The organism is Streptomyces sp. NPDC006207 (assembly GCF_040613835.1).
Lineage (GTDB): Bacteria > Actinomycetota > Actinomycetes > Streptomycetales > Streptomycetaceae > Actinacidiphila.
The window spans coordinates 1-24070 of record NZ_JBEXSX010000058.1 but is presented as its reverse complement, the minus strand read 5'-3'; the positions used below and the strand labels follow the sequence as shown (position 1 = coordinate 24070).

The 24070-nt window shown below is 73.5% G+C and carries 24 protein-coding genes; 11 read left to right on the top strand and 13 right to left on the bottom strand.

Annotated elements, in window-relative coordinates:
* The first annotated feature begins 30 nt into the window (after window positions 1-30).
* Window positions 31-927, top strand: coding sequence for a DUF2797 domain-containing protein (locus ABZ312_RS34265; protein WP_500439424.1), 897 nt, complete (start codon window positions 31-33; stop codon window positions 925-927).
* 30 nt (window positions 928-957) lie between these two features.
* Here the strand turns inward: ABZ312_RS34265 and ABZ312_RS34260 are convergent, their stop codons facing one another.
* Complete coding sequence (locus ABZ312_RS34260; protein ID WP_500324348.1) at window positions 958-2181, bottom strand: ROK family protein; 1224 nt, start codon at window positions 2179-2181, stop codon at window positions 958-960.
* 17 nt (window positions 2182-2198) lie between these two features.
* Between ABZ312_RS34260 and ABZ312_RS34255 the strand changes: the two genes are divergently transcribed.
* The 3 genes from ABZ312_RS34255 to ABZ312_RS34245 all read left to right on the top strand — a co-directional run bounded on the left by ABZ312_RS34255 (window position 2199) and on the right by ABZ312_RS34245 (window position 4937).
* On the top strand, window positions 2199-3437 hold the full coding sequence (locus ABZ312_RS34255; protein ID WP_500324349.1) for an MFS transporter: 1239 nt from the start codon (window positions 2199-2201) through the stop codon (window positions 3435-3437).
* 216 nt (window positions 3438-3653) lie between these two features.
* Entirely contained in the window at window positions 3654-4400 is a 747-nt protein-coding gene (locus ABZ312_RS34250; RefSeq protein ID WP_500439422.1) for a maleylpyruvate isomerase family mycothiol-dependent enzyme, read from the top strand.
* Window positions 4401-4469: 69 nt separating this feature from the next.
* On the top strand, window positions 4470-4937 hold the full coding sequence (locus ABZ312_RS34245) for a DUF4442 domain-containing protein (protein ID WP_500439421.1): 468 nt from the start codon (window positions 4470-4472) through the stop codon (window positions 4935-4937).
* A 30-nt stretch (window positions 4938-4967) separates the two neighbouring features.
* Here ABZ312_RS34245 and ABZ312_RS34240 read toward each other — a convergent pair whose 3' ends face one another.
* The gene (locus ABZ312_RS34240) at window positions 4968-5363 is read right to left on the bottom strand and encodes a MarR family winged helix-turn-helix transcriptional regulator (protein WP_500324352.1); all 396 of its coding nucleotides are present in this window, start codon (window positions 5361-5363) and stop codon (window positions 4968-4970) included.
* A gap of 87 nt (window positions 5364-5450) precedes the next feature.
* On the opposite strand from ABZ312_RS34240, the gene ABZ312_RS34235 reads away from it, so the two are divergent.
* The gene (locus tag ABZ312_RS34235; protein ID WP_500357496.1) at window positions 5451-6947 is read left to right on the top strand and encodes an MFS transporter; all 1497 of its coding nucleotides are present in this window, start codon (window positions 5451-5453) and stop codon (window positions 6945-6947) included.
* 55 nt (window positions 6948-7002) lie between these two features.
* Here the strand turns inward: ABZ312_RS34235 and ABZ312_RS34230 are convergent, their stop codons facing one another.
* From ABZ312_RS34230 to ABZ312_RS34220, 3 genes are read right to left on the bottom strand one after another with little or no spacing between them, the layout of a single operon-like run.
* Window positions 7003-7668 (bottom strand): transcriptional regulator, encoded by a 666-nt coding sequence (locus tag ABZ312_RS34230; RefSeq protein WP_499510704.1) that lies wholly within the window; start codon window positions 7666-7668, stop codon window positions 7003-7005.
* Entirely contained in the window at window positions 7665-8930 is a 1266-nt protein-coding gene (locus ABZ312_RS34225) for a sensor histidine kinase (protein ID WP_500439420.1), read from the bottom strand. The genes ABZ312_RS34230 and ABZ312_RS34225 overlap by 4 nt, the downstream gene beginning before the upstream one ends.
* 58 nt (window positions 8931-8988) lie before the next feature.
* The gene (locus ABZ312_RS34220) at window positions 8989-9708 is read right to left on the bottom strand and encodes a TetR/AcrR family transcriptional regulator (RefSeq protein ID WP_500439419.1); all 720 of its coding nucleotides are present in this window, start codon (window positions 9706-9708) and stop codon (window positions 8989-8991) included.
* A gap of 150 nt (window positions 9709-9858) precedes the next feature.
* On the opposite strand from ABZ312_RS34220, the gene ABZ312_RS34215 reads away from it, so the two are divergent.
* A complete protein-coding gene (locus ABZ312_RS34215) occupies window positions 9859-10317 on the top strand; it encodes a nitroreductase/quinone reductase family protein (RefSeq protein ID WP_500324356.1) in 459 nt (152 codons plus the stop codon).
* On the opposite strand, the gene ABZ312_RS34210 is transcribed toward ABZ312_RS34215, so the two are convergent.
* Window positions 10310-10981, bottom strand: coding sequence for a DUF4230 domain-containing protein (locus tag ABZ312_RS34210; protein ID WP_500439418.1), 672 nt, complete (start codon window positions 10979-10981; stop codon window positions 10310-10312). The two genes, ABZ312_RS34215 and ABZ312_RS34210, sit on opposite strands and share 8 nt — an antisense overlap.
* 57 nt (window positions 10982-11038) lie before the next feature.
* Entirely contained in the window at window positions 11039-12268 is a 1230-nt protein-coding gene (locus tag ABZ312_RS34205) for a geranylgeranyl reductase family protein (RefSeq protein WP_500324358.1), read from the bottom strand.
* A 157-nt stretch (window positions 12269-12425) separates the two neighbouring features.
* On the opposite strand from ABZ312_RS34205, the gene ABZ312_RS34200 reads away from it, so the two are divergent.
* Window positions 12426-13784 (top strand): dipeptidase, encoded by a 1359-nt coding sequence (locus tag ABZ312_RS34200; protein WP_500370627.1) that lies wholly within the window; start codon window positions 12426-12428, stop codon window positions 13782-13784.
* Between the two features lie 35 nt (window positions 13785-13819).
* On the opposite strand, the gene ABZ312_RS34195 is transcribed toward ABZ312_RS34200, so the two are convergent.
* Entirely contained in the window at window positions 13820-14860 is a 1041-nt protein-coding gene (locus ABZ312_RS34195; protein ID WP_500324360.1) for an NUDIX hydrolase, read from the bottom strand.
* Window positions 14861-15015: 155 nt separating this feature from the next.
* On the opposite strand from ABZ312_RS34195, the gene ABZ312_RS34190 reads away from it, so the two are divergent.
* Window positions 15016-15345, top strand: a complete 330-nt coding sequence (locus tag ABZ312_RS34190) for a hypothetical protein (protein ID WP_500439417.1) — start codon at window positions 15016-15018, stop codon at window positions 15343-15345.
* A 151-nt stretch (window positions 15346-15496) separates the two neighbouring features.
* Here the strand turns inward: ABZ312_RS34190 and ABZ312_RS34185 are convergent, their stop codons facing one another.
* Window positions 15497-16504 (bottom strand): ROK family protein, encoded by a 1008-nt coding sequence (locus ABZ312_RS34185; protein WP_500324362.1) that lies wholly within the window; start codon window positions 16502-16504, stop codon window positions 15497-15499.
* An 86-nt stretch (window positions 16505-16590) separates the two neighbouring features.
* On the opposite strand from ABZ312_RS34185, the gene ABZ312_RS34180 reads away from it, so the two are divergent.
* The gene (locus ABZ312_RS34180; RefSeq protein ID WP_500324494.1) at window positions 16591-17577 is read left to right on the top strand and encodes a LacI family DNA-binding transcriptional regulator; all 987 of its coding nucleotides are present in this window, start codon (window positions 16591-16593) and stop codon (window positions 17575-17577) included.
* A 16-nt stretch (window positions 17578-17593) separates the two neighbouring features.
* On the opposite strand, the gene ABZ312_RS34175 is transcribed toward ABZ312_RS34180, so the two are convergent.
* The gene (locus ABZ312_RS34175; protein WP_500324363.1) at window positions 17594-17932 is read right to left on the bottom strand and encodes a hypothetical protein; all 339 of its coding nucleotides are present in this window, start codon (window positions 17930-17932) and stop codon (window positions 17594-17596) included.
* Window positions 17922-18413, bottom strand: coding sequence for a hypothetical protein (locus ABZ312_RS34170; protein ID WP_500324364.1), 492 nt, complete (start codon window positions 18411-18413; stop codon window positions 17922-17924). Before ABZ312_RS34170 ends, ABZ312_RS34175 begins: the two co-directional genes overlap by 11 nt.
* Window positions 18414-18497: 84 nt before the next feature.
* Here ABZ312_RS34170 and ABZ312_RS34165 point away from each other — a divergent pair, with 84 nt between their 5' ends.
* Window positions 18498-19481, top strand: coding sequence for an acetylxylan esterase (locus ABZ312_RS34165; RefSeq protein ID WP_500439416.1), 984 nt, complete (start codon window positions 18498-18500; stop codon window positions 19479-19481).
* A gap of 24 nt (window positions 19482-19505) precedes the next feature.
* On the opposite strand, the gene ABZ312_RS34160 is transcribed toward ABZ312_RS34165, so the two are convergent.
* Window positions 19506-19916, bottom strand: coding sequence for a Fur family transcriptional regulator (locus ABZ312_RS34160; protein WP_500324366.1), 411 nt, complete (start codon window positions 19914-19916; stop codon window positions 19506-19508).
* A gap of 380 nt (window positions 19917-20296) precedes the next feature.
* Between ABZ312_RS34160 and katG the strand changes: the two genes are divergently transcribed.
* Window positions 20297-22528 carry a catalase/peroxidase HPI gene (gene katG, locus ABZ312_RS34155; protein ID WP_500324367.1) on the top strand — a complete coding sequence of 744 codons (2232 nt, stop codon included), beginning with the start codon at window positions 20297-20299 and terminating at the stop codon, window positions 22526-22528.
* A 72-nt stretch (window positions 22529-22600) separates the two neighbouring features.
* Here katG and ABZ312_RS34150 read toward each other — a convergent pair whose 3' ends face one another.
* Window positions 22601-23884, bottom strand: coding sequence for a DUF6986 family protein (locus ABZ312_RS34150; RefSeq protein ID WP_500324368.1), 1284 nt, complete (start codon window positions 23882-23884; stop codon window positions 22601-22603).
* Between the last annotated feature and the right edge of the window lie 186 nt (window positions 23885-24070).

Below are 24070 nucleotides of genomic sequence, written 5' to 3'. Positions count from 1 at the left end.
CTGTCGGTGCCTGCGCCTAACATGCGGATCATGTGGCGATGCACAGGTCTGCGATGGGTGTCCGGGGGCCCGGCGTGGACCTGGTGGCACCCCCGCCACGGCGACCGGCGCAGTCCCGTGCGCCTCGGCGACCCGCTGGCGCTCGCCGTGGAACCGGGCGCGGTGCGGCAGTGCATGGGCGTGTGGCGTTCGGGGCGCTGGACTCCGTGCCCCCAGGCCGCGGAACTTCCCGCGCGGGCCCGCCGCGACCAGTGCGAGCAGTGCGCGGCGCTGGACCGCTCCCGGTCCGTGGCGGCGGACACGCGGCTGGACGACCCCCGGACCTTCGCGGTGTACCTGGCCTGGTTCGGCCCGGGTCTGGGCAAGGTCGGCATCACGGCGGCCGAGCGGGGCAGCGCACGGCTGCTCGAACAAGCCGCGATCTGCTTCACGTTCCTGGGCCGGGGGCCGCTGATGGCCGCGCGCCGCGCCGAGTCGGTCCTCGGGACGGCGCTGGGCATCCCGGACCGGGTGGCGACGTCCGCGAAGCGTGCCGCCCGTGCCGCGCTGCCACCTGCACCCGCACGGGTGGCCGGGCTGCGGGCCCTCCACGAGGCGGCGGCCGCGGTCCCCGACTGGCGGGACACGCTGACCGCCACCGGGTTCCAACCCGTCGACCACGCGGTGGTGTTCGGCCTGGAGCCCGACGCGCCCCAGGCCACCGCCGCGGTGACCGGGCTCGCCCCGGGTACCGCCCTGGGCGGCACCGTCGTGGCGGTGGCCGGCGGCGACGTCTACCTCCGCACGGCCGGGCCGGCCAGCGGTGTCCTGCTGCTCGACACGCACCTGGTGCCGGGATGGCCGCTCACGGCGTCGGCGGAGGACCTGCCGGCCCCGCCCACGAAGGCACTGCCGCAGGCCACCGAGCCTCCGGAGCCGCTGTTCTGACGGTGTGCCGGCGGCTCCGGGGGACGGACCTCAGGCGCCGAGCGCCGTGAGCGGGTCGTCCAGCACGGGCTGCCAGGCCAGTTCCGCGGCCCCGACGAGGCTGTTGTGGTCCAGGGCGCAGGCGAGCAGCGGGATGCCGCCGCTACGCCCCCACAGGCTGCGTTCGGCGACGACGGCACGCAGCCGTCCCGGGTCGGCGTCGAGCAGCCAGCGGTGCAGGCCGCCGAGCAGGATCCGGTCGGGGTTGAGGACGTTCACCAGTCCCGCGAGTCCCTGGCCGAGGTGGTCGATGAGGCTGTCGGCGGCGCGCCGCACCGCCGGGTCGTCGTACTCCTCGCGGAGCAGGGCACGGCACTGGTCGGGCAGCGAGCCCTCGGGGCCGGGGATGCGGCCGGCGGACTCCAGGAAGGCGAGGGGGTCCACTTCGACGTCGAGGCAGCCACGGCTGCCGCAATGGCAGGGGCGGCCCTCGGGGTTGACCGTGAGGTGGCCGACCTCCAGGGCGAGTCCGGCACTGCCGGTGTGGAGCTTGCCGTGCAGGACGAGCGCACCACCCACGCCGCGGTGGCCGGTGGCGACGACCAGCAGGTGCTCGGCTCCCTGTCCGGCGCCGTGCCGGTGCTCGGCGAGAGCGGCGACGTTGACGTCGTTGCCGACGAAGCACGGCGGCGGCGCCCCGTTGGGGGAGATGATGCCCGACCGCTCGATCTGCTCGCGGAAGATGTCCAGGACGGGTGCGCCCGCGGGCCAGGCGAGGTGCAGGGGGTTGAGCGCGGCGCCTTCCGGCTCGGCGACGGCGGAGGGCACGGCGAGACCGGCACCCGCGCACGCCCGGCCGGAGGCGCGCAGCAGCTCCGCACCGGCCTCGACGACGGCGCCGAGGACCCGGGCGGGGTCCGCGGGCACGGTCATGGTGACCGGAGCGGACGCGAGGATGTGGCCGCCGAGTCCGACCAGGGCGGCGCGGAATCCGTCGGCGTGGATCTGCGCGGCGAGGACGACGGGCCCCTCGGGGTTGACGGCGAGCCGGTGCGAGGGCCGGCCCTGCGCTCCGGCGGGTCCGCCCGGCCGGGTGTCGACCCGGATCAGGCGCAGTGCCTCCAGCTCGGCTGCGACGGCCCCCGCGGTCGCCCGCGTCACGCCGAGTTCGGCGGTGAGCACGGCGCGGGTGGGGGCACGCCCGGTGTGCACGAGCGCGAGCGCGGGACCGAGCGCACCACGGCCCCGCTCCAACCTTGTCCGAGTCTGGGTCACAGTCCTATTCTCACTTTGTGCCGAGCCTAAACAAAATACGGAGCGTACTCGCCCGGCAAGATCGCGCAAGTCCGCCGCCCCCGTTGCGGCGCCTGCGTGTCGCCCTGACCGCGTTCTTCGCCCTGGACGGATTCGTCTTCGCCGGCTGGGTCGTTCGCATCCCCGCCGTCAAGGAGCAGGTCGGCGCCTCGGCCGGAGCGCTCGGCCTCGCGCTGCTCGGCGTGTCTGCGGGGGCGGTCGCCACCATGATCCCCAGCGGGCGGCTGTGCCGGCGCTTCGGGGCCCGGCAGGTGACCGTCGGCACCGGTGCCGTCCTGTCACTGGGCGTCGCGTTGCCCCCGTTCACCCACTCCCCCCTCGCCCTCGGTCTCGTACTGCTCCTGCTCGGCGTGGGCTTCGGCGGCATGAACGTCGCGATGAACAGCGTCGCCGTCGACCTGGTGGCCGCGCTGCGGCGCCCCATCATGCCCGGTTTCCACGCGGCGTACAGCCTTGGCGGACTGGTCGGGGCGGGCGTCGGCGGGCCACTGGCCGCGCGGCTGACGCCGGCCCAGCACCTCGTCGGCGTCGCGCTGTTCGGACTCCTGGCCACGGTGCTGCTCGGGCGGCTCCTGCTCGGACACGCCGTCCCCCGTACCGCGGAGCCCGCGGATCCGCCGGCCGTCACCATGGACGGTGCGCACGACACGGCGCGCCAGGCGGGCGCCCGGCGGATGGTCGCTGTCTTCGGCCTGATCGCGCTGTGCACCGCATACGGCGAGGGAGCGCTCGCCGAATGGGGTCCGCTCCACCTTCAGGAGGACCTGCACACCGGTCCGGCCCTCGCGGCCACCGGATACGCCGCCGTCGCCCTCGCGATGACCGTCGGACGCCTGTCCGGCACCGCCCTCCTGCTGCGGCTCGGCCCGACCCGGGCGGTGGTGCTGGGCGGACTCACGGCCTGCACCGGGATGCTGCTGGGGGCGTTCGGCCCCGAGGTCTGGCTCGTCCTGGCCGGTTTCGCGCTCACCGGGCTCGGGCTCGCCAACGTCTTCCCCGTGGCCATCGGCCGGGCCGGTGCCCTCGGCGGCCCCGGCGGTGTGGCCACCGCCTCCACCCTGGGGTACGCGGGCTTCCTGCTCGGGCCGCCCACGATCGGCTTCCTTGCCGACGCCTTCGGGCTGCCGGTCGCGCTGACCACGGTCGCCGCGCTGGCGGCGGTGGCCGCCGTGGTCGCGCACACGACCCGGCACGCGTCCGCGGCGGCCGGAGTCTGACGCGTCGCATCCGGGTTCCCCCGGCGTGCGGGGACTGGACGGCCGACGCCGCCCGAGGCTGGGGTGGCTGGTCGGCGGCCGTGGCAACGGCCGTGGCGTCGGCGGTCCTCGACGCGGTGCTGTCCGGCCTGGTGGGCGCGGGCCCGGCGCCGGCGTCGACCCGCGCACTGAGCTTTCACGGGCCCGGCTGTCGGTGCCGGCTGCCACAATCGCGTCATGGAGACAGCCGAGTTCATCGAGGTGCTGCGACGCGACGGCGGACTGCTCGCCGACGCGGCGGAAGCGGCCGGGCTCGACGCCGAGGTGCCGTCCTGCCCCGGCTGGCGCGTGCGTGAACTGGTCCGCCATCAAGGGGTCGTGCACCGCTGGGCGACGCGTTACGTCGCGGAGGGACGGCGGCAGCCGGAGCCCATCGAGGCCGAGGCACCCAGGGACGACGCCTTGCTCCTCCCCTGGTTCCGCGAGGGCCACGGGCTGCTGGTCGCGGCCCTCGATGCCGCACCCGCCGACCTGGAGTGCTGGCACTTCCTCAAGGCCCCCTCCCCGCGGGCCTTCTGGGCGCGGCGCCAGGCGCACGAGACGGCGGTCCACCGGGTCGACGCGGAACTGGCCCTGGGCCGGGCCCCGTCCCCGGTGGATCCTGGGTTCGCGGCCGACGGCATCGACGAGTTGCTCGCCGGTTTCCACGCCCGGCCCAGGAGCCGGGTCCGCAGCGGGACGCCCAGGACGCTCCGGGTGCGCACGACCGACACCGACGCCGCGCGGGACGATTGGCTCGCGCGTATGTCGGCCGATCCCCTGGCCGTCGAAAGGCCCGCGCCGGGCGAGGCGGACTGCACGGTGAGCGGCACCGCCGAGGAGCTCTACCTCACCCTCTGGAACCGGGGTGCGTACGAGAAGCTGCAGGTGACGGGGGATGGCTCCGTGATCGAACTGTGGCGGCGCACGGCGGCGATCGACTGACGCACCGGGCGCGACGCAGGGGCGGCACCGTGATTACCAACCGGTAACTTCACGTGCTAGCGTCTCCGCATGGCACGACGTTCCCTCACGCCCGCCGCCCTGCGCCGCGCGATCACCTGGTGGCCGCCCTACCTGTTCTCCGGCATCCGCGTCCTGCACATCGCCGACGACTGGAGTTCGGCCCGGGTCCGCCTGCGGCTCCACCGCTTCAACCGCAACTACGTGGGCACCCACTTCGGCGGATCGCTCTTCTCGATGAGCGACCCCTTCTGGATGCTGCTGGTCATGAACCGCCTAGGGCGCGACTACCTGGTGTGGGACCGCGCGGCGGAGATCGAGTTCGTCTCACCCGGCAAGGGGGACGTGTTCGCCGACTTCAAGCTGACCGAGCACCGGCTCGAGGAGATCAGGGGGCTCACCGCGGGCGGCGACAAGGCCCTGGTGTGGTTCGAGAACGACGTCGTCGCGGACGACGGGACGGTCGTGGCCAGGGTCCGCAAGCAGCTGTACGTCCGCCGGAAGCGCGACTCCCGCTGAGCGGAAGGACGGCTGCGACGCCGGGCGTCCTCAGGCCTGGCCGAGCATCCGCTCCAGGACGGCGCGCTGCACGGGCTTGACCTCCTCGTGGCGCACCCGGCCCGCCTCGGTCAGCGCGACCCGCACCCCGCGCCGGTCCTCGCTGCAGATCCCCCGGCTGACGAGGCCGTCCTTCTCCAGCCGGCCGACCAGCCGGGAGAGCGCGCTCTGGCTCAGGTGCACGCGGTCCGCGAGCTCCTGGACGCGGTAGGTGCATCCGCCGTCGTCGGGGTTGCCCTCGGCGAGCAGGTCGAGCACCTCGAAGTCGCTCGCCCCGAGTCCGTGCGGGTTCAGCTCACGGTCGAGTTCGCACGCGGTGCGCGCGTGCAGGGAGAGGACCTCCCGCCACCGCTCCACGAGCACATGCTCACTCTTCACGCCGGTCATGGCCGCAGGATACCAGAAAATCAACACTAGATGTACGCACATTAAATGCGCTTGCATCTGATGCACATGCATGTAATGTTCCTCGGCATGACCTCTCCGCACACCGCCGTCCCCGGTTCCGACGGGCGCTGGAGCGCCCGGCAGTGGGGCACCCTGCTGGTGCTCTGCGCCGCGCTCTTCCTCGACGCCCTGGACGTCTCGATGGTCGGCGTGGCCCTCCCGTCCATCGCGGACGACCTCGACCTGTCCACCTCGTCGCTCCAGTGGGTCGTCAGCGGCTACATCCTCGGCTACGGCGGCCTGCTGCTCCTCGGCGGCCGTGCCGCCGACCTGCTCGGCCGGCGCCGGGTCTTCCTCGTCGCGCTGGCCGTGTTCGCCCTCGCGTCCCTGCTCGGCGGACTCGTCGACTCCGGTGAACTGCTCATCGCCAGCCGCTTCATCAAGGGTCTGAGCGCGGCGTTCACCGCCCCGGCGGGACTGTCCATCATCACCACGACCTTCGCCGAGGGACCGGTCCGCAACCGCGCCCTCAGCATCTACACCACCTGCGGCGCGACCGGCTTCTCCATGGGTCTGGTCCTGTCCGGCCTGCTGACCGAGGTGGGCTGGCGCTGGACGATGCTGCTGCCCGCGCCCGTGGCCGTCCTGGCCCTCGTGGCCGGCATGCGGCTGATCCCGTCGAGCCCCCGCGAGCGGCACACCGGCCGCGGTTACGACCTGCCCGGCGCCCTGACCGGCACCGGGGCGATGCTGCTGCTGGTCTTCACCGTCGTCCAGGCCCCCGAAGCGGGCTGGAGTTCCGCCCGCACCCTGCTCTCCTTCGCCGCCGTCGCCGTCCTGCTGGCGTCCTTCGCGGTGATCGAGCACCGCAGCAGCCACCCGCTTATCCGGCTGGGCGTCCTGCGCTCGCCCCACCAGATCCGCGCCAACCTGGGCGGCGCCGCCTTCTTCGGCTCCTACGTGGGCTTCCAGTTCCTCGTCACCCAGTACATGCAGTCGCTGCTGGGCTGGTCGGCGCTGCAGACCGCGCTCGCCTTCCTGCCCGCGGGGGCGCTGGTGGCGCTCGCCTCCACGCGCATCGGTCCGCTGGTGGACCGCTTCGGCACACCGCGGGTGATCGCCACCGGGTTCACCCTGCTTTTCGTGGGCTACGTGCTCTTCCTGCGCGTCGACCTCACCCCCAGTTTCGCCGCGGTGATCCTGCCGTCCATGCTGCTGCTGGGCGCCGCGTGCGCGCTGGTCTTCCCGTCGCTCAACATCCAGGCCACCAACGGCGTGCGCGACGAGGAGCAGGGCATGGTCTCCGGCCTGCTGAACACCTCCTTCCAGGTGGGCGGCGCCATCTTCCTCGCGGTGGTGACCGCCGCGATCACCGCCGGGTCCGATGACGGCCACCCCGCCTCCCCGCAGGCGGTGCTCGACAGCTACCGCCCGGGGCTGGTCGTGGTCAGTGCGATCGCCCTGGCCGGACTGCTGATCACCCTCACGGGGCTGCGCCGCAGGGTGTCGTACGGCTTCGTGGTCGCCTCCTCCGACACCGCCACGCCGGTGGGCGAGGAGCGCAAGGTCCCGGTGCGGGACTGACCTGCTCGCCGCCTGGGGGCCCGTGCGGACCACGGTCCGCGCGGGCCCCTGCGGCTCAGCCGAGCCAGCCCGGCCGCACCAGACCGGATTCGTAGGCGAGGACGACGAGTTGGGCCCGGTCCCGGGCGCCGAGCTTCACCATCGTGCGGCTGACGTGCGTCTTGGCGGTGAGCGGGCTCACCACCAGGCGGCGCGCGATCTCCTCGTTGGACAGACCGATCCCGACCAGGGCCATCACCTCGCGCTCCCGCTCGGTGAGCCGGTCGAGTTCCGCCGCGGCCGAGGGCTCCTTCGACCGGGCGGCGAACTCGGCGATGAGCCGTCGGGTCACGCCGGGCGACAGCAGCGCGTCGCCGTCCACCACCGCCCGTACGGCACGCACCAGTTCCTCCGGCTCGGTGTCCTTGACCAGGAAGCCCGAGGCGCCCGCCCGGATGGCCTCGAAGACGTACTCGTCGAGCTCGAACGTGGTGAGGATGACGACCCTGACCCCGGTCAGCGCCGCGTCCTCGGTGATCAGGCGGGTGGCCTCCAGTCCGTCCATGACGGGCATGCGGATGTCCATCAGCACCGCGTCCGGGGTGAGTTCGCGGACCAGGCGCAGCGCCTGGGCGCCGTCGGAGGCCTCCCCCACGACCTCGATGTCTGGCTGGGCGTCCAGCAGGGCGGCGAAGCCGGCGCGCACCAGGAGCTGGTCGTCGGCGAGCAGGACCCGGGTCATGGGTTCTCCTTGTCGGGGGCGGGCGCCGCCGCGGCGCCGGCGGCGAGCGGCAGACGGGCCATGACGCGGAACCCGCCGTCGGCACGGGGTCCGGCCTCGACCGTGCCACCGAGCGCCGCCGCCCGCTCGCGCATGCCGAGCAGGCCGTTGCCGCCACCGGAGTCGGGGGCGTGGTCGGCAGTCGTGGTGGCGGGGCCGTCGTCGTCGACCCGCAGCTCGACGGCGTCCCGGCGGCGGGTGACGTGGACGCGGGCGGTACGGGAGCCGGAGTGGCGGATGACGTTCGTCAGCGCCTCCTGGACGATGCGGAACGCCGCCAGGTCGACGCCGGGTGGCAGGGCGCCGGTGCGGCCGTCGCGGGTGATGTCGACGGCCAGGCCCGCGCCCGCGGCCTGTTCGAGCAGTTCGGGCAACCGGTCCAGGCCCGGTGCGGGCGAGCGGGGTGCCTCCCCGGGGCTGCGCAGGGTGCCGAGCACCTGGCGGACCTCGCCGAGCGCCTCCTTGCTGGCCGCCTTGATGGTGGTCAGTGCCTGCCGGGCCTGCTCGGGGCGTTCGTCCATGAGGGCGAGCGCGACCCCCGCCTGCACGTTGATGACCGAGATGCTGTGCGCGAGCACGTCGTGCAGCTCACGGGCGATGCGCAGCCGCTCCTCGTCGGCGCGGCGCCGCTCGGCCTCGGCCCGCTCCCGCCGGTCGCGGACGAACTGTTCCCTGCGCAGCCGCCACAGCTCGGCGACGGCGAGGATCGCCAGCAGCCAGGCGGCGGCCCCCGACACCTGGGCCCACGAGGCGGCCTCGTCCCCGGCGGGCGGCAGCCAGCGGTACAGCCACACGGTGATGAGCAGGTAGGCCGTGTACAGGGCGGCCGCGATGATCAGGACGGCTCTGCGGCGACCGGCGGCGACGGCCGTGAAGTACGCGGCGACGATGCTCAGGAAGACCGGACCGTACGGGTAACCGGCGGCGACGTACGCGAGCGTGACGGCCGAGACGGCGGCGGCGACCGCGACGGGCGCGCGGTTGCGCCACAGGAGCAGCACCGGCCCCGCGAGCAGGAGCGTGTACCCGAAGTGGCCGAGGGTGACCCGGTCGGGCGCGTTGTGCGCGGCGGCCGTGGTGCCGACCACCTGGACGACGGCGATGACCAGCGACGAGACCCACGGGCGGCGCAGGCGCTCGCCGCCGTGGGAGTGGCCGGGCCCGGTGTGGCGCCACCAGGGCCCCCAGGGCGGGCCGCCGCCCCGTGTCACGTCGTCGGTCATGCGGCCACGCTAGACCGGGGGGCGGCGGGTCGGCGTCCGGTCGGCGGGGTGATCGCGTCTACTCCCCGTGGAGTACGCGCTCACGGCGGAGCCCCGCCTGGTGCGCGAGGCCCGCGACGGCGTGGTCGAAGAAGTCGTCCCGCGCCTCGACCACGTTGTTGAACTGGCCGAACACCTCGAAGCTGACGAGGCCGAACAACTGCGCCCAGGCGGCCACGAGGGAGGGGATCGCCCGTGCCGGCAGGTCGCGGTCGAGGTCCTTGCTGAGCCGCCAGGCGTCGGCGTGGGCGGCCTCCGACAACGGGGCGTCGGCCGGGGCGGCGGCGAGCGCCCCCGCGGTGTGGGCCTGCTCGGCCACGGCGATCAGTGCCAGCCCGACCCGGGACGCGGGTCCGATCGTGTCGAGCGGCGCGGAGTAGCCGGGCACGGGGGAGCCGTAGATGAGGGCGTACTCGTGCGGATGCCCGAGGGCCCAGCGGCGTACGGCCCGGCAGACCTCGCTCCAGCGCTCCACAGGGTCGCCGCCTGCGCGGGCCAGGGCTTCCTCGGCGGCGGTGCCCACCGCGTCGTAGGCGTCGATGATGAGGGCGGTGAGCAACTCGTCCCGGCTCGGGAAGTAGCGGTAGAGCGCGGAGGAGACCATGCCCAGCTCCCGCGCGACGGCGCGGAGCGAGAGCCTCGAGGCGCCTTCGTCGGCGAGCTGCCGGCGCGCCTCTTCCTTGATGGCCGCGGTCACTTCGTCGCGGGCCCGTTCCCTGGCCGTTCGGATGACGCTCATGCGATCAGTGTACGCACGAATGGAGCGGCGACCAAGAGCGAGAGCAGTGCTCTTGCCATGGAGCGGCAGGACGTGCACACTGTTCTCAAGCGAGAGCACCGCTCACGGACCGCCCTCGGTCCACGGCCCGCGCGTCACGGAGGAGTCCTCATGTCCGAGCACGTCATCAAGCCCGGCTGGTTCACGGTCAACGTCTTCAACCGCGCCGTGGCCTGGCTGACCCGCCGCGGTCTGAGCGTGTGGGGCTCCCGCGTGCTGGCCGTCCGCGGCCGCAAGAGCGGGGAGTGGCGGCGCACCCCGGTCAACCTGCTGGTGGTGAACGGGGAGCGCTACCTCGTGGCGCCGCGCGGGCACGTCCAGTGGACGCACAACATGCGCGCCGCCGGCGGCGGTCAGCTGCTGCTGGGCAAAAAGGTCGAGGAGTTCAGCGCGACCGAAGTCGGCGACGACGTCAAGCCCGAGGTGCTGCGTGCCTACCTCAAGCGCTGGAAGGCCGAGGTGGGCGTGTTCTTCGGCGGCGTGGGGGCGGACTCCACCGACGAGGAACTGCGCGCCATAGCCCACAAGCACCCGGTCTTCCGCATCACCGAGCTCCGGCCCGTCAGCTGAAGCGGACCTCCACCTTCTCGAACCCCAGCGAGGTCAGCAGCTGTTCCAGCATGGCCCGGGTGTTGGTCTCCGCCCGCTTCGCCAGTTCGGTGGACTTGGCCGCCTGCTGGATCTTCTTCGCGGCGAGTTGCTGGACCTGCTGTTCGTCCCCCGGGTGGGAGGAGAAGAAGTCGCCGAGCCGGTCGAAGAAACCGCGCTCCTGGGCCACCACGTAGGAACGGTCGGGGTCGAGCGAGGCCCGCTCGAGTTGGGCGTGGGGCAGGGTGATGACGGCGGAGGTCCGGTCCTCGGAGACGGTCACGCCCTTCGGGCCCACGTCACCGAGGTCCACGTAGGCGTCGACACTGCCGGACCCCACGTAGAGCGTGCGCCTGCCGCGCACGGCGTCGGGAAGGAACTTGGCGTCCTTCTCCAGGTCGACCACGACCTGGAACTGGCCACTTGCTCCTTCGAAGCGGCTCATGTCCTGGATCGCCTTGAGCACCACGGGACCACTGCGGTCCTTGGTCTCCTCGGCGAAGGGATTGGGCAGACCCGGTATCAGGTCCGCGCGCGCGACCAGGAACAGAAGTCCGCCGAGCGCGACGAGCCCGGTGAGTGTACGCACCCACCACGGCAGTCTTCCGTCTACGTTCCTCAAGGGCATGACGAGGACACCTCCCATAACGTCTCTGCCCCTCAACTCCGCCTTTATGACGCCCAGGAGGGTGCCATCAGGAGGTCAACGACGGTCGAACGACTCCAGCGCGCGACGGGCCAGCGGATGCGTACGGACCAGCTCGGCGAGCGAGCTGGAACCGCGGGTGATCTTAGCGAAGGCGTTCCACGCCGGGGGGAGGGTTGTGAGAGCCGCGTGCAGCAGACCCGGACGCTTCTCGAAGACGCCCAGCATCCGGCGGCCGACGCCCATCTCGACCCCGAGGCCGGCCTTGACGGCGAACGCGTAGTTCAGGGCCTGGCGACGCGCGTCCACCGCGTCGCTCGCCTCGGCGATCCGCACCGCCCACTCCCCCGCCAGGCGGCCGGAGCGCAGCGCGAAGGAGATGCCCTCGCGGGTCCACGGCTCCAGCAGGCCCGCCGCGTCACCGCAGACCAGCACGCGGCCGCGGGAGAGCGGGGAGTCGTCGGCGCGGCAGCGGGTGAGGTGGCCGGAGGAGATGCTCGGCTCGAAACCGGCCAGCCCCAGCCGGCCGATGAAGTCCTCCAGGTAGCGCTTGGTGGCCGCCCCCTCGCCGCGCGCCGAGATGACGCCGACGGTCAGGGTCTCGCCCTTGGGGAAGACCCACCCGTAACTGCCGGGCAACGGGCCCCAGTCGATGAGCACCCGGCCCGCCCAGTCCTCGGCGACCTCCGCGGGCACCGGGATCTCGGCCTCGAGCCCCAGGTCGACCTGGGCCATCTTGACGCCGACGTGGGCGCCTATCCGGCTCGCCGAGCCGTCGGCGCCGACGACCGCGCGGGCGAGGATCGTCTCGCCGTCGTTGAGCACCACCGCGACGGTCCGCCGGTCCGGGACGGAGGTGCCGTGCTGTTCGACCCGGGAGACCTGGGCCCCGGTCCGCAGCCGCGCGCCCGCGTCGACGGCCGCGTCCACCAGCTGGGCGTCGAACTCGGGCCGGTTGATCAGCCCGAAGAGCATCTGCCGCGACCGGCGGGTCCGGCTGAGCCGGCCGTTGAGGCTGAAGGTCACCGCGTGCACCCGGTCGCGCAACGGGAGCTCGAAGCCCGGCGGCAGCGCGTCGCGGGAGGGCCCGATGATGCCGCCGCCGCAGGTCTTGTAACGCGGGAGTTCGGCCTTCTCCAGCAGGAGCACACGGCGTCCCGCACTTGCCGCGGCGTAGGCCGCCGAGGCCCCGGCCGGTCCGGCACCCACCACGACGACGTCCCACACCGGCGTACCGTCGACGTCCTCCGCCGAACCGCCGTCCTGCGCCTGGTACTCGCTGCTCACGTGTGCTTCCGCTCCCGTTCGACCTGCCGACTGCCGTCGCCCCTGCTCAGCCGCATACTAATCCGCGGGGTGAGCGAGGCCGCCTGTGGCACCATCGATCACGACCACCGGTCCACGAACATCGCGTTCGACCCTGTCCCACCCATCAGGAGCGCCCATGTCCGCCGCACCACTCGCCGCAACCGTCGCCGCACTGATGCCGCGGGCCAGGACCGAGCTGGCCGAGCTGGTGTCGTACCGCTCGGTGGCGGATCCGCGGCAGTTCCCCAAGAGCGAGTGCGAGCGGGCCGCCTCCTGGATCGCCGACGCGCTGCGTGCGGAGGGCTTCGAGGACGTCGCCCTGCTGGACACCCCGGACGGCACGCAGTCGGTCTACGGCTACCTGCCCGGGCCGGAGGGAGCGCCCACGGTGCTGCTGTACGCGCACTACGACGTGCAGCCGCCGCTGGACGAGGCCGGCTGGCTGTCGCCGCCGTTCGAGCTCACCGAGCGCGACGGCCGCTGGTACGGGCGCGGCGCGGCCGACTGCAAGGGCGGCCTGATCATGCACCTCACCGCCCTGCGCGCGCTGCGCGAGAACGGCGGGGTCCCGGTCGGCGTGAAGATCATCGCCGAGGGCTCGGAGGAGCAGGGCACCGGCGGTCTGGAGCGCTACGCGGAGGAGCACCCCGAACTGCTCGCCGCGGACGCGATCGTCATCGGCGACTCCGGCAACTTCCGCGTCGGCCTGCCGACCGTCACGGCGACCCTGCGCGGCATGGCGCTGGTCGACGTCAAGGTGACCACCCTGGAGGGCAACCTGCACTCCGGCCAGTTCGGCGGTGCCGCACCGGACGCACTGGCCGCCCTGGTCCGCATCCTGCACACGCTCCACGACGACTCCGGTGCCTCCACCGTGGCGGGCCTCACCGCCGACGCCGCCTGGGACGGGCTGCAGTACGACGAGGGCGACTTCCGCGCCGACGCCAAGGTGCTCGACGGCGTCGAGCTGATGGGCACCGGCACGGTCGCCGACCGCCTCTGGGCACGTCCGTCCGTCACCGTCATCGGCATCGACGCCCCTCCCGTGGTCGGCGCCACGCCGTCCGTGCAGGCCACCGCGGGTGCCAAGGTCAGCCTCCGGGTCCCGCCGGGCGTGGACGCCCAGCAGGCGGCCAAGCTGCTGATCGCCCACCTGGAGGCGGCCGCCCCCTGGGGGGCCCGCGTGGAGGTCACCCAGGTCGGCAGCGGCCAGCCGTTCCGCGCGGACACCTCCAGCCCGGCGTACGCCTCCATGGCGGAGGCGATGCGCACCGCGTACGGCACGCAGATGGAGATCGCCGGTATGGGCGGCTCGATCCCGCTCTGCAACACCCTGGCGACGCTCTACCCCGAGTCGGAGATCCTGCTGATCGGCCTGAGCGAGCCGGAGGCGCAGATCCACGCGGTGAACGAGAGCGTCTCCCCCGAGGAACTGGAGAAGCTCTCGCTCACCGAGGCGCTCTTCCTCCAGAAGTACGCCGCCAAGGCCGTCTGAGCCCCGGTGGGCGGCCGGGACGCGCCCGCCGCCTCTCAGCCGCCCACCGGCACGCCCGCCTCCAGGTTGAGCACGGTGGCCCGCTCCCGCGCCCGCAGCGCCCAGCGCAGCCGGGTGTGCCGGACCGGCGGCAGCATGGAGGCGGCCTCGTCCTCCGTGGCGAAGCGCCAGCCCCGCAGCTCGGCGCCGGGCAGCAGGAGGCGCTCGGCGTCGGCGGCGGGCAGCCGCCCGCCGTCGAAGAGCAGCCGCAGACCGCCGTATCCGGGCGGCAGCGGCGGTTCCCAGTCGACGACCAGCAGCCGGGGCACCGCCGGGAGCCGCAGTCCGAGTTCCTCGGCGACCTCCCGCATGCCGGCCCGGGCGGGCGGCTCACCGGGCTCGACGACCCCGCCGGGGAATTCCCAGCCGGGCTTGTAGGTCGGGTCGACCAGCAGCACCCGGTCGTCCTCGTCGAAGAGCAGCACGCCCGCCGCGAGGGTCTCGGCGGTGGGCTCCGGGGTCTGCACGATGTCGCAGGAGCCCGCGCCCTCCCGTATCGCCTCGGCGATCCGCTCGGCCGTCGCGCGGGAGGTGAGCCCCGCGGTGTCGACGACGTGGGCGTCCGCCGTGAGCCAGGGCAGTGCCTCCTGGTAGGCGGGCAGGTGGTCCAGACACCAGGCGCGGACCCCCGCGCTGGCCTCGGCGTCGCCCGGGATGTCGGCGCGCTGGTCGATGCGCTCCCGCAGAACCGTTTCCTCAGCGTGCAGCAGCACATGCCGCACAGTGATCCGGCGGGCCGCGAGCCCGCCGAAGATCTCGTCCCGGTACTCCTGCCTCAGCAGGGTCATCGGCACCACCAGCGGTCCCCCGCCCACCTCGGCGAGCAGCGCGGCGGCGGTGTCCACGACCAGCTTCCGCCACGCGGGCAGCTCCTGGTAGTCGGAGACCTCGCCCAGCCGCTTCTCCGGGAGCATCAGCCGCAGTCCGCTGCCGACGAGTTCCGGATCGTAGAGCACGCTGCCCGGCAGCAGTTCGAGCAGTTCGCGTGCCGCAGTGGTCTTCCCCGCGCCGAACGTGCCGTTGAGCCAGACGATCACGGTGCCCCCTCTTCCGTAGCCCGGTAGCCCCCTACGAATTGCCCGGATCATCGGCGTCGGCAAACGCGCAGGCCCGGCCATCGGCGCATACCGGCGGCTTCGGCACCCGCGAACCCGGTGGTCAGCCCTCCTTGGACCCCGGGGTCAGTCGGGCGATGAACTGCCTCCGCAGCAGCATGGTGGTCCCGGCCCGCGACGGCCTCGTCGTCGCCTCCCGCGACCACCACGAGCTCGGCCGCACGCCTCGGCCGATCGTGGAGATCCACGTGTTCCTGGACGGCGTCGGCACGCACCACGCCTGCCTCGTCCACCGCGACGACCGGATCGTCGCGCTGTTCCGGACGACGACACCTCTGCCGACCCGGTGGGCGGACGCCCGCAGCGACGCGGCCATGGCGCGCCTGCTCCGCCTGGGCTTCACGCTCGGGCCCGAGGTCGACAAGCCCGAGAAGCAGGCGCGACCGACCTCGCCCACCGGGCCGTGACGTGCGCGTCGCGACGTCCACGAGGGCAGCGCGCGACGACGCGGGGGCACGAGTGTGCGCTCCCGCGCGAACGGGTGAATCTCCTCCTCCGCGAGGCACACCGGACCTCGCCCCCGGCCGTAGGCCAGGGGAGGGACTGCGACGAGCCGGACTAGGCCCCGGTCGCGAAGGCCTCCAGCCGCAGCGCCTGCGCCGCGGCGGCGGCCGCGCCGACCAGGCCCGCGTCCGTGCCGAGCACGGCGGGAACGACCTTCACCCCGGAGGCGAACGACAACGTGGCGTACCGGCGCATGTGCGCGCGGAGGGGCTCGAAGAGCAGCGGGCCGGCGCCCGCGACACCGCCGCCGATCACCGCGACGTCGATCTCCACCAGGGTGGCCGTCGCGGCGATGCCCGCGGCCAGCGCCTGCGCCGCACGGTCGTACGAGGCGAGGGCGAGGGCGTCGCCCTCACGGGCGGCCCGGGCGACGGCGGCGGCGTCCGACTCCTCGCCGTGGGCCGGACGCCAGCCGGACTCCAGGGCGCGCCGCACGATGTTGGGCCCGCTGGCCAGGCGCTCGACACAGCCTCGGCTGCCGCAGGGGCACACGTCCCCGTCGAGGTCGACGCTGATGTGGCCGATGTGCCCGGCGTTGCCCGTCGGGCCGGGGTGGAGCTTGCCGCCGAGGACGAGACCGCCGCCGACGCCGGTCGACACCACCATGCACAGCGCGTTGTCGTGCCCGCGGGCGGCGCCCTGCCAGTGCTCCGCCGCGGTGATCGCGATGCCGTCGCCGGTGAGGACGACGGGCAGCCCGCCGACGCGTTCGCCCACCTGGGCGACCACGGGGAAGTCCCGCCAGCCGGCGATGTTGACCGGGCTCACCGTGCCGCGGGAGGCGTCGATCGGCCCGGCGCTGCCGATGCCCACCGCGACGACCCGCGGCCAGCCCGCGGACTCCCGCAGCCCGGCCAGGACCTCCGCGAGCGATCCCATCACCGTCGCCGCGTCCCGGTCCGCGGGCGTCGGGCGCTGCACGCGTACGAGCAACTCGCCGCGGGCGTCCACCAGGGCGCCCGCGATCTTGGTGCCGCCGATGTCCACGGCGGCGATCAGCGGGCCCGCACCGGCGGCACCCGACGGCGGGACGATGGACTCGGCAGAGCTCTCGAACGGCATGGGCGTAGTGTCGCCCTTTGTTGACAACGTTGTCCAGCCCATAGGATCACGCCGTGACCGATATTCCGCGTACCGCCCGTCCCACCATGAAGGATGTCGCGGCCCGGGCCGGTGTCGGCCTGAAGACGGTATCGCGTGTCGTCAACGAGGAACCAGGCGTCACCGAGGACACGATCTCGCGTGTCCAGGCGGCCATCGACGCCCTCGGATTCCGCCGCAACGACAGCGCGCGGCTGCTCCGCAAGGGCCGTACGGCCAGCATCGGGCTGGTCCTCGAGGACCTCGCCGACCCCTTCTACTCCCCGCTCAGCCGGGCCGTCGAGGACCTGGCACGGGCGCACTCGACGCTGCTGTTCACCGGATCGAGTGCCGAGGACGCGGACCGCGAGCAGGAACTGGTGCTCGCCTTCTGCGCCCGGCGTGTCGACGGGCTGGTCATCGTGCCCGCCAGCGAGGACCACCGCTACCTCGAACCGGAGATCGCGGCCGGCGTGGCCACCGTGTTCGTGGACCGCCCCGCGGGCGGCATCGACGCGGACGTGGTCCTCAGCGACAACGCAGGAGGCACCCGCGAGGGCGTCGCCCACCTCATCGCCCACGGGCACCGGCGCATCGGCTTCATCGGCGACCTCCCCCGCATCCACACCGCGGCCGAGCGTCTGCGGGGCTACCGCGAGGCGATGGCCGCCGCCGGGCTCCCCGTGCACGAGGGCTGGGTCTCCTGCGGGCCCACCGCCCCCGACCGCGTCCGCGCCGCCGTGGAGTCCATGCTGAGCGGCCCGGAGCCGGTCACCGCCCTGTTCGCCGGCAACAACCGGATCACCGTGACCGCGGTCCGGGTCCTCGCCGACCGGCCCAGCGTGGTCGCCCTCGTGGGCTTCGACGACTTCGAGCTCGCCGACCTGCTGCGCCCGGCGGTCACCGTCGTCGCCCAGGAGCCCGGACAGCTCGGCCGGACCGCGGCCGGCCTGCTCTTCCAGCGGCTCGACGGCTCGGCGGGCCCCCCCAAGCGGGTCGAGCTCGCCTGCCGCCTGATCCCGCGCGGTTCGGGCGAGCTCCCGCCCGTGCCGTGACGGCGCGGCGGACGGTTCAGGACGGCTCCTCCTCGACCAGCCCGCAGGTGAAGCCGAAGGACTCCAGGGCGCGGCGCCGCGCCGGGTCCGGCTCGGCCGCCGCCAGGTCGTCGAGCACCCGCAGGAACCGGGCGCGCTGACGGGGTGGCAGGTTGTGGAGCACCCACCCGGCGTGCTCCGCCGTCCGCACGGCGACATCGGCGGCGACCTCGCCGTCGGCGTAGGTGTCGAGGAAGTGGACGACGTCCACGACGATTCCGGCGAGTACCGGCACGAGCGGGTCGGTGTCCGTCGCCGGGGCACCGTGGCCGAGCGCGTGGCGCGGGCGCGCCGTGCCCGGACCGTCAGCAGGCATGTGCCATGGCGGTGAAGGTCAGCGAGGTGAAGGACCCCGGCCCGCCGTCGTACGCGACCGTCACCGTCCAGCCACCCTTTCCGAGGTTGACGTACGTACCGCCGCCGGGGCTGTTCTCCCGGCGCAGTTCCGTCCACCCGTGCTCGCGCAGGACCGCCGTCACGGCGGCGTACTCCCGCTGGCCCGCCCCCTCGGCGGCCGCCCAGGCGAGCATGCACTGCTCGCTGGGCCGGTCGGACTCCTTGTCGGTGGTCACGGTCAAGCCCATCACGGTGTTCTGCGACCTGTGTACGCCGGACTGGTCCGCCGCCGCGTCGAGTTCCGCCTCCACCGCGGCGCGGCTCAGGGGAACCGCCGTCACGGGCACGGCACTTCCCGGCCCTGCCGCGAACGCGGCGAGCACGGTGACGGCGCCCACCCTGAGCAGCGCTCGCGTCACCGGCGAGCGGGGCGCCGGTTCCCAGCCGATCTCCTCCACCACGACACCATCCCACGACGGACGGACAACCGGCACGCACCGGCCGGCCGTTGACACCCCACCCCGTGAAACGATTCGATACCGGCCATGCCGCTCACCGACCTGCCGCTGGACGAACTGCGCCGCTACGCCCCGGAGATCGCCGAGCCCGGGGACTTCGACGCCTTCTGGGCCAAGACCCTGACCGCCGCCCGTGAGGCGGGCACCGCCCCGGCCGAGTACCGCGCGGTCGACTCGCCGCTGGCCACGGTCGAGGTGTTCGACGTGCGCTTCCCGGGCTGGGGAGGCCAGCCGGTCGCGGCCTGGCTGCTGCTGCCCCGCGGGGCGGCCGGGCCGCTGCCGGGGGTCGTCACGTACATCGGCTACGGCGGCGGGCGCGGGCTGCACCACGAGAACCTGCTGTGGAGCGCCGCGGGCTACGCACATCTGGTCGTCGACTCCCGCGGCCAGGGCCACGACACGCCGGACCCCGACCCCGCCCCGGGCCCGCAGTACGTCGGCGGGTTCATGACCCGCGGCGTGGAGGACCCGGAGCACTACTACTACCGCCGCCTGATGACGGACTGCGTACGCGCCGTGGACGCCCTGCGCGCGCACCCGGCCGTCGACGCGGGCCGGGTCGTCGTCTCCGGCGGCAGCCAGGGCGGCGGGCTCGCCCTGGCGGTGGCCGGACTGGCCCCGGACGCGGTCGCGGCGGCCCTGGTCGACGTGCCGTTCCTCTGCCACTTCCGGCGGAGCGCGGAGACCGCCACCGAGGGGCCGTACCCGGAGCTCGCCCAGTACCTCGGCGTCCACCGGCGCATCGACCCCGAACGGCTCTTCGGCACCCTCGACTACTTCGACGGTGTCCACTTCGCCCCGCGCGCCACCGCGCCGGCGTTGTTCAGCGTGGGCCTGATGGACCCCGTCTGCCCGCCGTCGACGGTGTTCGCCGCCTATAACCGCTACGCGGGGCCCAAGGACATCACGGTGTGGCGGTTCGGCGACCACGGCGGCGGACGCGGCTCCCAGCCGTACGAGCAGATGCTGTGGCTGCGCGGCCTCGGGCTCGCCCCTGCCACGGACCGGTAGCCGCCGCTCCCGCAGGTGGCACGCTCAGGCGCAGGACGGGCACAGGCCGCGGTAGGTGACCTCGGCCGCGGAGACCGTGAAACCGAAGCGCTCGTCGGCCGGGAGGTCGGCCAGCGGGTCGCCGGTGGGGTGGACGTCGCGGACGGTGCCGCACCTGGAGCACACCAGGTGCTGGTGCGGACGGTGCGCGTTGGGGTCGTAGCGTTTGGCCCGGCCGTCGGTGGAGACCTCTATGACCTCACCGAGGGAGACCAGCTCGCCCAGGGTGTTGTAGACGGTCGCCCGGGAGATCTCGGGCAGCAGCCGCGCCGCGCGGGCGTGCACCTCGTCGGCCGTGAGGTGCACGTGGTCGCCGTCGAGGACCTCCGCGACGACACGCCGCTGGGACGTCATGCGCCAGCCGCGCCCGCGCAGTCGCTCCAGCAGGTCGCTCATGTGTGCTCACCCGTTCCGCTCGGTGGACGTCCGGAATTCACCCCGTGGACGCGTCCGGGTTCTAATCGCCTAGGGAATTGACGCTCTTCTTGACTTGGACTGCGTCCATCGTAGGATCGGTTCCGGCGCCAGCCAAGGGACAGGAAGACTCCAGTACGGCAGAAGAGAGAGACGTGACGGGACCACCGCCGAGCAGCCGCGCGGTGCCGCCTGGGAGTTACGGGCGCCCGCGTCGCACTGCCGCAGCCGGTCCGGGACCCGCTCTCCCTGTCATGCCGCCGGTGAGGCCCCCGTGCGCTCACCGCGACGGCCCCCGCCCGAACGCGTCCGACGGCCCGCAGTCCTGAGCACCGTGATCCGCCAGGTCCGGAAGGATTCCCATGTCTGAGAACCACGAAGCAATCGTCACAGACGCCAAGACGGAGGGTGTGAACGGCTGCCCCGTCGCGCACGGGCGCGCCCCGCACCCGACCCAGGGCGGCGGAAACCGGCAGTGGTGGCCGGAACGGCTGAACCTGAAGATCCTCGCCAAGAACCCCGCGGTGGCCAACCCGCTCGGTGAGGACTTCGACTACGCCGAGGCGTTCAAGGCCCTCGACCTCGCTGCCGTGAAGCAGGACGTCCTCGAGGTCCTGACGACCTCTCAGGACTGGTGGCCCGCGGACTTCGGCCACTACGGCCCGTTCATGATCCGCATGGCCTGGCACAGCGCGGGCACCTACCGCATCAGCGACGGCCGCGGCGGCGCCGGCGCCGGCCAGCAGCGCTTCGCCCCGCTCAACAGCTGGCCGGACAACGGCAACCTCGACAAGGCCCGCCGCCTGCTGTGGCCGGTGAAGAAGAAGTACGGCCAGAGCATCTCGTGGGCCGACCTCATGATCCTCACCGGCAACGTCGCGCTGGAGTCGATGGGCTTCGCGACCTTCGGCTTCGCCGGCGGCCGCGAGGACGTCTGGGAGCCGGAGGAGGACGTCTACTGGGGCCCCGAGTCCACCTGGCTCGGCGACCAGCGCTACACCGGCGACCGCCAGCTGGAGAGCCCGCTCGGCGCCGTCCAGATGGGCCTGATCTACGTCAACCCGGAGGGCCCCAACGGCAACCCGGACCCGATCGCCGCGGCCCGCGACATCCGTGAGACCTTCCGCCGGATGGCGATGAACGACGAGGAGACCGTCGCCCTCATCGCCGGCGGGCACACCTTCGGCAAGACCCACGGCGCGGGCCCCGCGGACAACGTCGGTCCCGACCCCGAGGCCGCCTCGATGGAGGAGCAGGGCCTCGGCTGGCGGAACAGCTACGGCACCGGCAAGGGCGCCGACGCGATCACCAGCGGTCTCGAGGTCACCTGGACCAGCACCCCGACCCAGTGGGGCATGGGCTTCTTCGAGAACCTCTTCCGCTACGAGTGGGAGCTGACGACCAGCCCCGCCGGCGCCAACCAGTGGGTGGCCAAGGACGGTGCCGGCGCGGGCACCATCCCCGACGCGCACGACTCCTCCAAGAGCCACGCCCCGACGATGCTGACCACGGACCTCTCGCTCCGGTTCGACCCGGTCTACGAGCAGATCTCGCGTCGCTTCCTGGAGAACCCGGACGAGTTCGCGGACGCCTTCGCCCGCGCGTGGTTCAAGCTGACCCACCGCGACATGGGCCCGGTCGTGCGCTACCTCGGTCCCGAGGTCCCGTCCGAGACCCTGCTGTGGCAGGACCCGCTGCCCGCGCGGACGCACGGGCTCGTCGACGCCGCCGACGTCGCCGCCCTCAAGGAGCAGGTCCTCGCCTCGGGCCTCACCGTGTCGCAGCTGGTGTCCACCGCGTGGGCGTCGGCCTCGTCCTTCCGCGGCAGCGACAAGCGCGGTGGCGCCAACGGCGCCCGTCTGCGCCTGGAGCCGCAGCGCGGCTGGGAGGTCAACGAGCCCGACGAGCTCGCCGTGGTGCTGCGCACCCTGGAGGGCGTCCAGGAGTCCTTCAACGCGGCGCAGTCCGGCGACAAGCGGATCTCGCTGGCCGACCTGATCGTGCTGGCCGGTTCCGCCGCCGTCGAGAAGGCCGCCGCGGACGGCGGTCACCGCGTCGAGGTGCCCTTCACGCCGGGTCGTGTGGACGCCGCCCAGGACCAGACGGACGTGGAGTCCTTCGCGGCGCTCGAGCCGGCCGCCGACGGGTTCCGCAACTACCTCGGCAAGGGCAACCGCCTGCCGGCCGAGTACCTGCTGCTCGACCGGGCGAACCTGCTGACCCTCAGCGCCCCCGAGCTGACGGTCCTCGTCGGCGGTCTGCGCGTCCTGGGCGCGAACCACGGGCAGTCGTCGCACGGCGTCTTCACCGCGACCCCCGGGTCGCTGACCAACGACTTCTTCGTCAACCTGCTCGACCTGGGCACGTCGTGGAAGGCGACCTCCGAGGACCAGTCCACCTTCGAGGGCCGTGACAACGCCACGGGCGAGGTCAAGTGGACCGGCACCCGTGCCGACCTCGTCTTCGGCTCCAACTCCGAGCTGCGCGCGCTCGCGGAGGTCTACGCGAGCGACGACGCGAAGGCGAAGTTCACCGAGGACTTCGTCGCGGCGTGGGCGAAGGTCATGGACCTCGACCGGTTCGACCTCGTCTGATCGTCCACCTCTGCAGGACGGCCGGGCCGGCCCCCGCTGGGGCCGGCCCGGCCGTCTTCGCGTGGAGGGTCCTCAGACGGCGGGGCCGCCGCGGCCCGCGAGGGCGTCGAGGTCGGCGCGGGTCAGCCCGGTGGCGGTGGCGACCTCCGCGAAGTCCACGGCGCCGCAGTCGAGTCCGCGCAGCAGGTAGCCGCTCAGGGCGCGGGCGGTGGCGGGTTCGTCCATGACGTCGCCGCCGGCCTTGGCGACGTACGCCGCGAGCCGGGCCGCCGCCGCGTCCAGGCCTTCGCGGTAGAAGGCGTAGACCGCGGCGTACCGTGTCGGCAGATGCGCGGGGTGCAGGTCCCACCCCTGGTAGTACGCGCGGGCCAGCGAACGGCGGACCAGGCCGTAGTGGAGCCGCCAGGCCTCGTGGACCTGGGGGCCCGGGCCGACGGGCAGCACATTGGTGGAGCCGTCGGAGAGCCGTACGCCCGTGCCGGCGGCCGCCACCTGCATGACGGCTTTGGCGTGGTCCGCGACCGGGTGGTCCATGGACTGGTACGCCGCGCTGACCCCGCACGCGGCGCTGTAGTCGAAGGTCCCGTAGTGCAGCCCCGAGACGCGGCCTTCGGCGGCGTCGATCAGCCGGGCGACCGTGGCCGTGCCGTCGGGCCCGAGGATGGACTGCGTGGTCTCGATCTGGATCTCGAACCCGAGACGTCCGGCCGGGAGTCCGCGTGCCGTCTCGAACTCCTCGGCGAGCCGCACCATCGCCGTGACCTGCTGGGGGAAGGTGACCTTGGGCAGGGTCAGCACCAGGCCGCCCGGCAGCCCGCCGGAATCCATCAGGCCGGTGAGGAAGATGTCCAGGGTGCGGATGCCGCGGTCGCGCACGGCGGCCTCCATGCACTTCATGCGGATGCCGACGTACGGGGGCGCGGTCCCGTCCGCGACGGCTGCGGCCACGAGCCGGGCGGCGCGGGCGGCCGCCGCGTCCTCCTCGGCGTCGGGCCGGGTCCCGTAGCCGTCCTCGAAGTCGATCCGCAGGTCCTCGACCGGTTCGCGCCGCAGCTTGGCCCGTACGCGGTCGTGGACGGGCGCGGCGAGGGCGGGCGACAGGCCCAGCACGCCGGCGAGCCGCACCGCGTCGGGGGCGTGCTCGTCCAGGGCGGCGAGGGCGCGGTCGCCCCAGCTGCGCACGGTGTCGGCGGCGAAGGCGTCGGCGGGGACGTAGACGGTGTGCACGGGCTGCCGGGTGCCCGGGTCCCCGGGGTAGCGGCGGGCGAGTTCGGCGTCCACGGCGGCGAGCGAGGCGTCGACGTCCTGCCGGACCGCGTCGCCGAGCGATGTGCGGACCGTCTCGTTCTGCGCCATCGGGCACCCTCCCGGTCTTCAACAAATCGTTGAAGTGAAGCTAACGCCCCCTCCGTCGCACCGTCAACGACCCGCGGGGGGAGCCAGGAAGCGCCGGAGCCCCGTGGTGCCGTCAGGGGGCGTCACGGGGCTCCGGTGGGTGTGTGCTGCCGGCCGGTGGTGTGCCGGGGTCAGCCCTTGCGGGCG

Bases quoted from the DNA above. Each gene is read 5' to 3' on its own strand.
- ABZ312_RS34265 (WP_500439424.1), top strand. From the start codon at position 31: ATGTGGCGATGCACAGGTCTGCGATGGGTGTCCGGGGGCCCGGCGTGG.
- ABZ312_RS34250 (WP_500439422.1), top strand. From the start codon at position 3,654: ATGGAGACAGCCGAGTTCATCGAGGTGCTGCGACGCGACGGCGGACTG.
- ABZ312_RS34245 (WP_500439421.1), top strand. From the start codon at position 4,470: ATGGCACGACGTTCCCTCACGCCCGCCGCCCTGCGCCGCGCGATCACC.
- ABZ312_RS34240 (WP_500324352.1), bottom strand. From the start codon at position 5,363: ATGACCGGCGTGAAGAGTGAGCATGTGCTCGTGGAGCGGTGGCGGGAG.
- ABZ312_RS34235 (WP_500357496.1), top strand. From the start codon at position 5,451: ATGACCTCTCCGCACACCGCCGTCCCCGGTTCCGACGGGCGCTGGAGC.
- ABZ312_RS34230 (WP_499510704.1), bottom strand. From the start codon at position 7,668: ATGACCCGGGTCCTGCTCGCCGACGACCAGCTCCTGGTGCGCGCCGGC.
- ABZ312_RS34225 (WP_500439420.1), bottom strand. From the start codon at position 8,930: ATGACCGACGACGTGACACGGGGCGGCGGCCCGCCCTGGGGGCCCTGG.
- ABZ312_RS34220 (WP_500439419.1), bottom strand. From the start codon at position 9,708: ATGAGCGTCATCCGAACGGCCAGGGAACGGGCCCGCGACGAAGTGACC.
- ABZ312_RS34215 (WP_500324356.1), top strand. From the start codon at position 9,859: ATGTCCGAGCACGTCATCAAGCCCGGCTGGTTCACGGTCAACGTCTTC.
- ABZ312_RS34210 (WP_500439418.1), bottom strand. From the start codon at position 10,981: ATGGGAGGTGTCCTCGTCATGCCCTTGAGGAACGTAGACGGAAGACTG.
- ABZ312_RS34200 (WP_500370627.1), top strand. From the start codon at position 12,426: ATGTCCGCCGCACCACTCGCCGCAACCGTCGCCGCACTGATGCCGCGG.
- ABZ312_RS34190 (WP_500439417.1), top strand. From the start codon at position 15,016: ATGAACTGCCTCCGCAGCAGCATGGTGGTCCCGGCCCGCGACGGCCTC.
- ABZ312_RS34185 (WP_500324362.1), bottom strand. From the start codon at position 16,504: ATGCCGTTCGAGAGCTCTGCCGAGTCCATCGTCCCGCCGTCGGGTGCC.
- ABZ312_RS34180 (WP_500324494.1), top strand. From the start codon at position 16,591: ATGAAGGATGTCGCGGCCCGGGCCGGTGTCGGCCTGAAGACGGTATCG.
- ABZ312_RS34175 (WP_500324363.1), bottom strand. From the start codon at position 17,932: ATGCCTGCTGACGGTCCGGGCACGGCGCGCCCGCGCCACGCGCTCGGC.
- ABZ312_RS34165 (WP_500439416.1), top strand. From the start codon at position 18,498: ATGCCGCTCACCGACCTGCCGCTGGACGAACTGCGCCGCTACGCCCCG.
- ABZ312_RS34160 (WP_500324366.1), bottom strand. From the start codon at position 19,916: ATGAGCGACCTGCTGGAGCGACTGCGCGGGCGCGGCTGGCGCATGACG.
- katG (WP_500324367.1), top strand. From the start codon at position 20,297: ATGTCTGAGAACCACGAAGCAATCGTCACAGACGCCAAGACGGAGGGT.
- ABZ312_RS34150 (WP_500324368.1), bottom strand. From the start codon at position 23,884: ATGGCGCAGAACGAGACGGTCCGCACATCGCTCGGCGACGCGGTCCGG.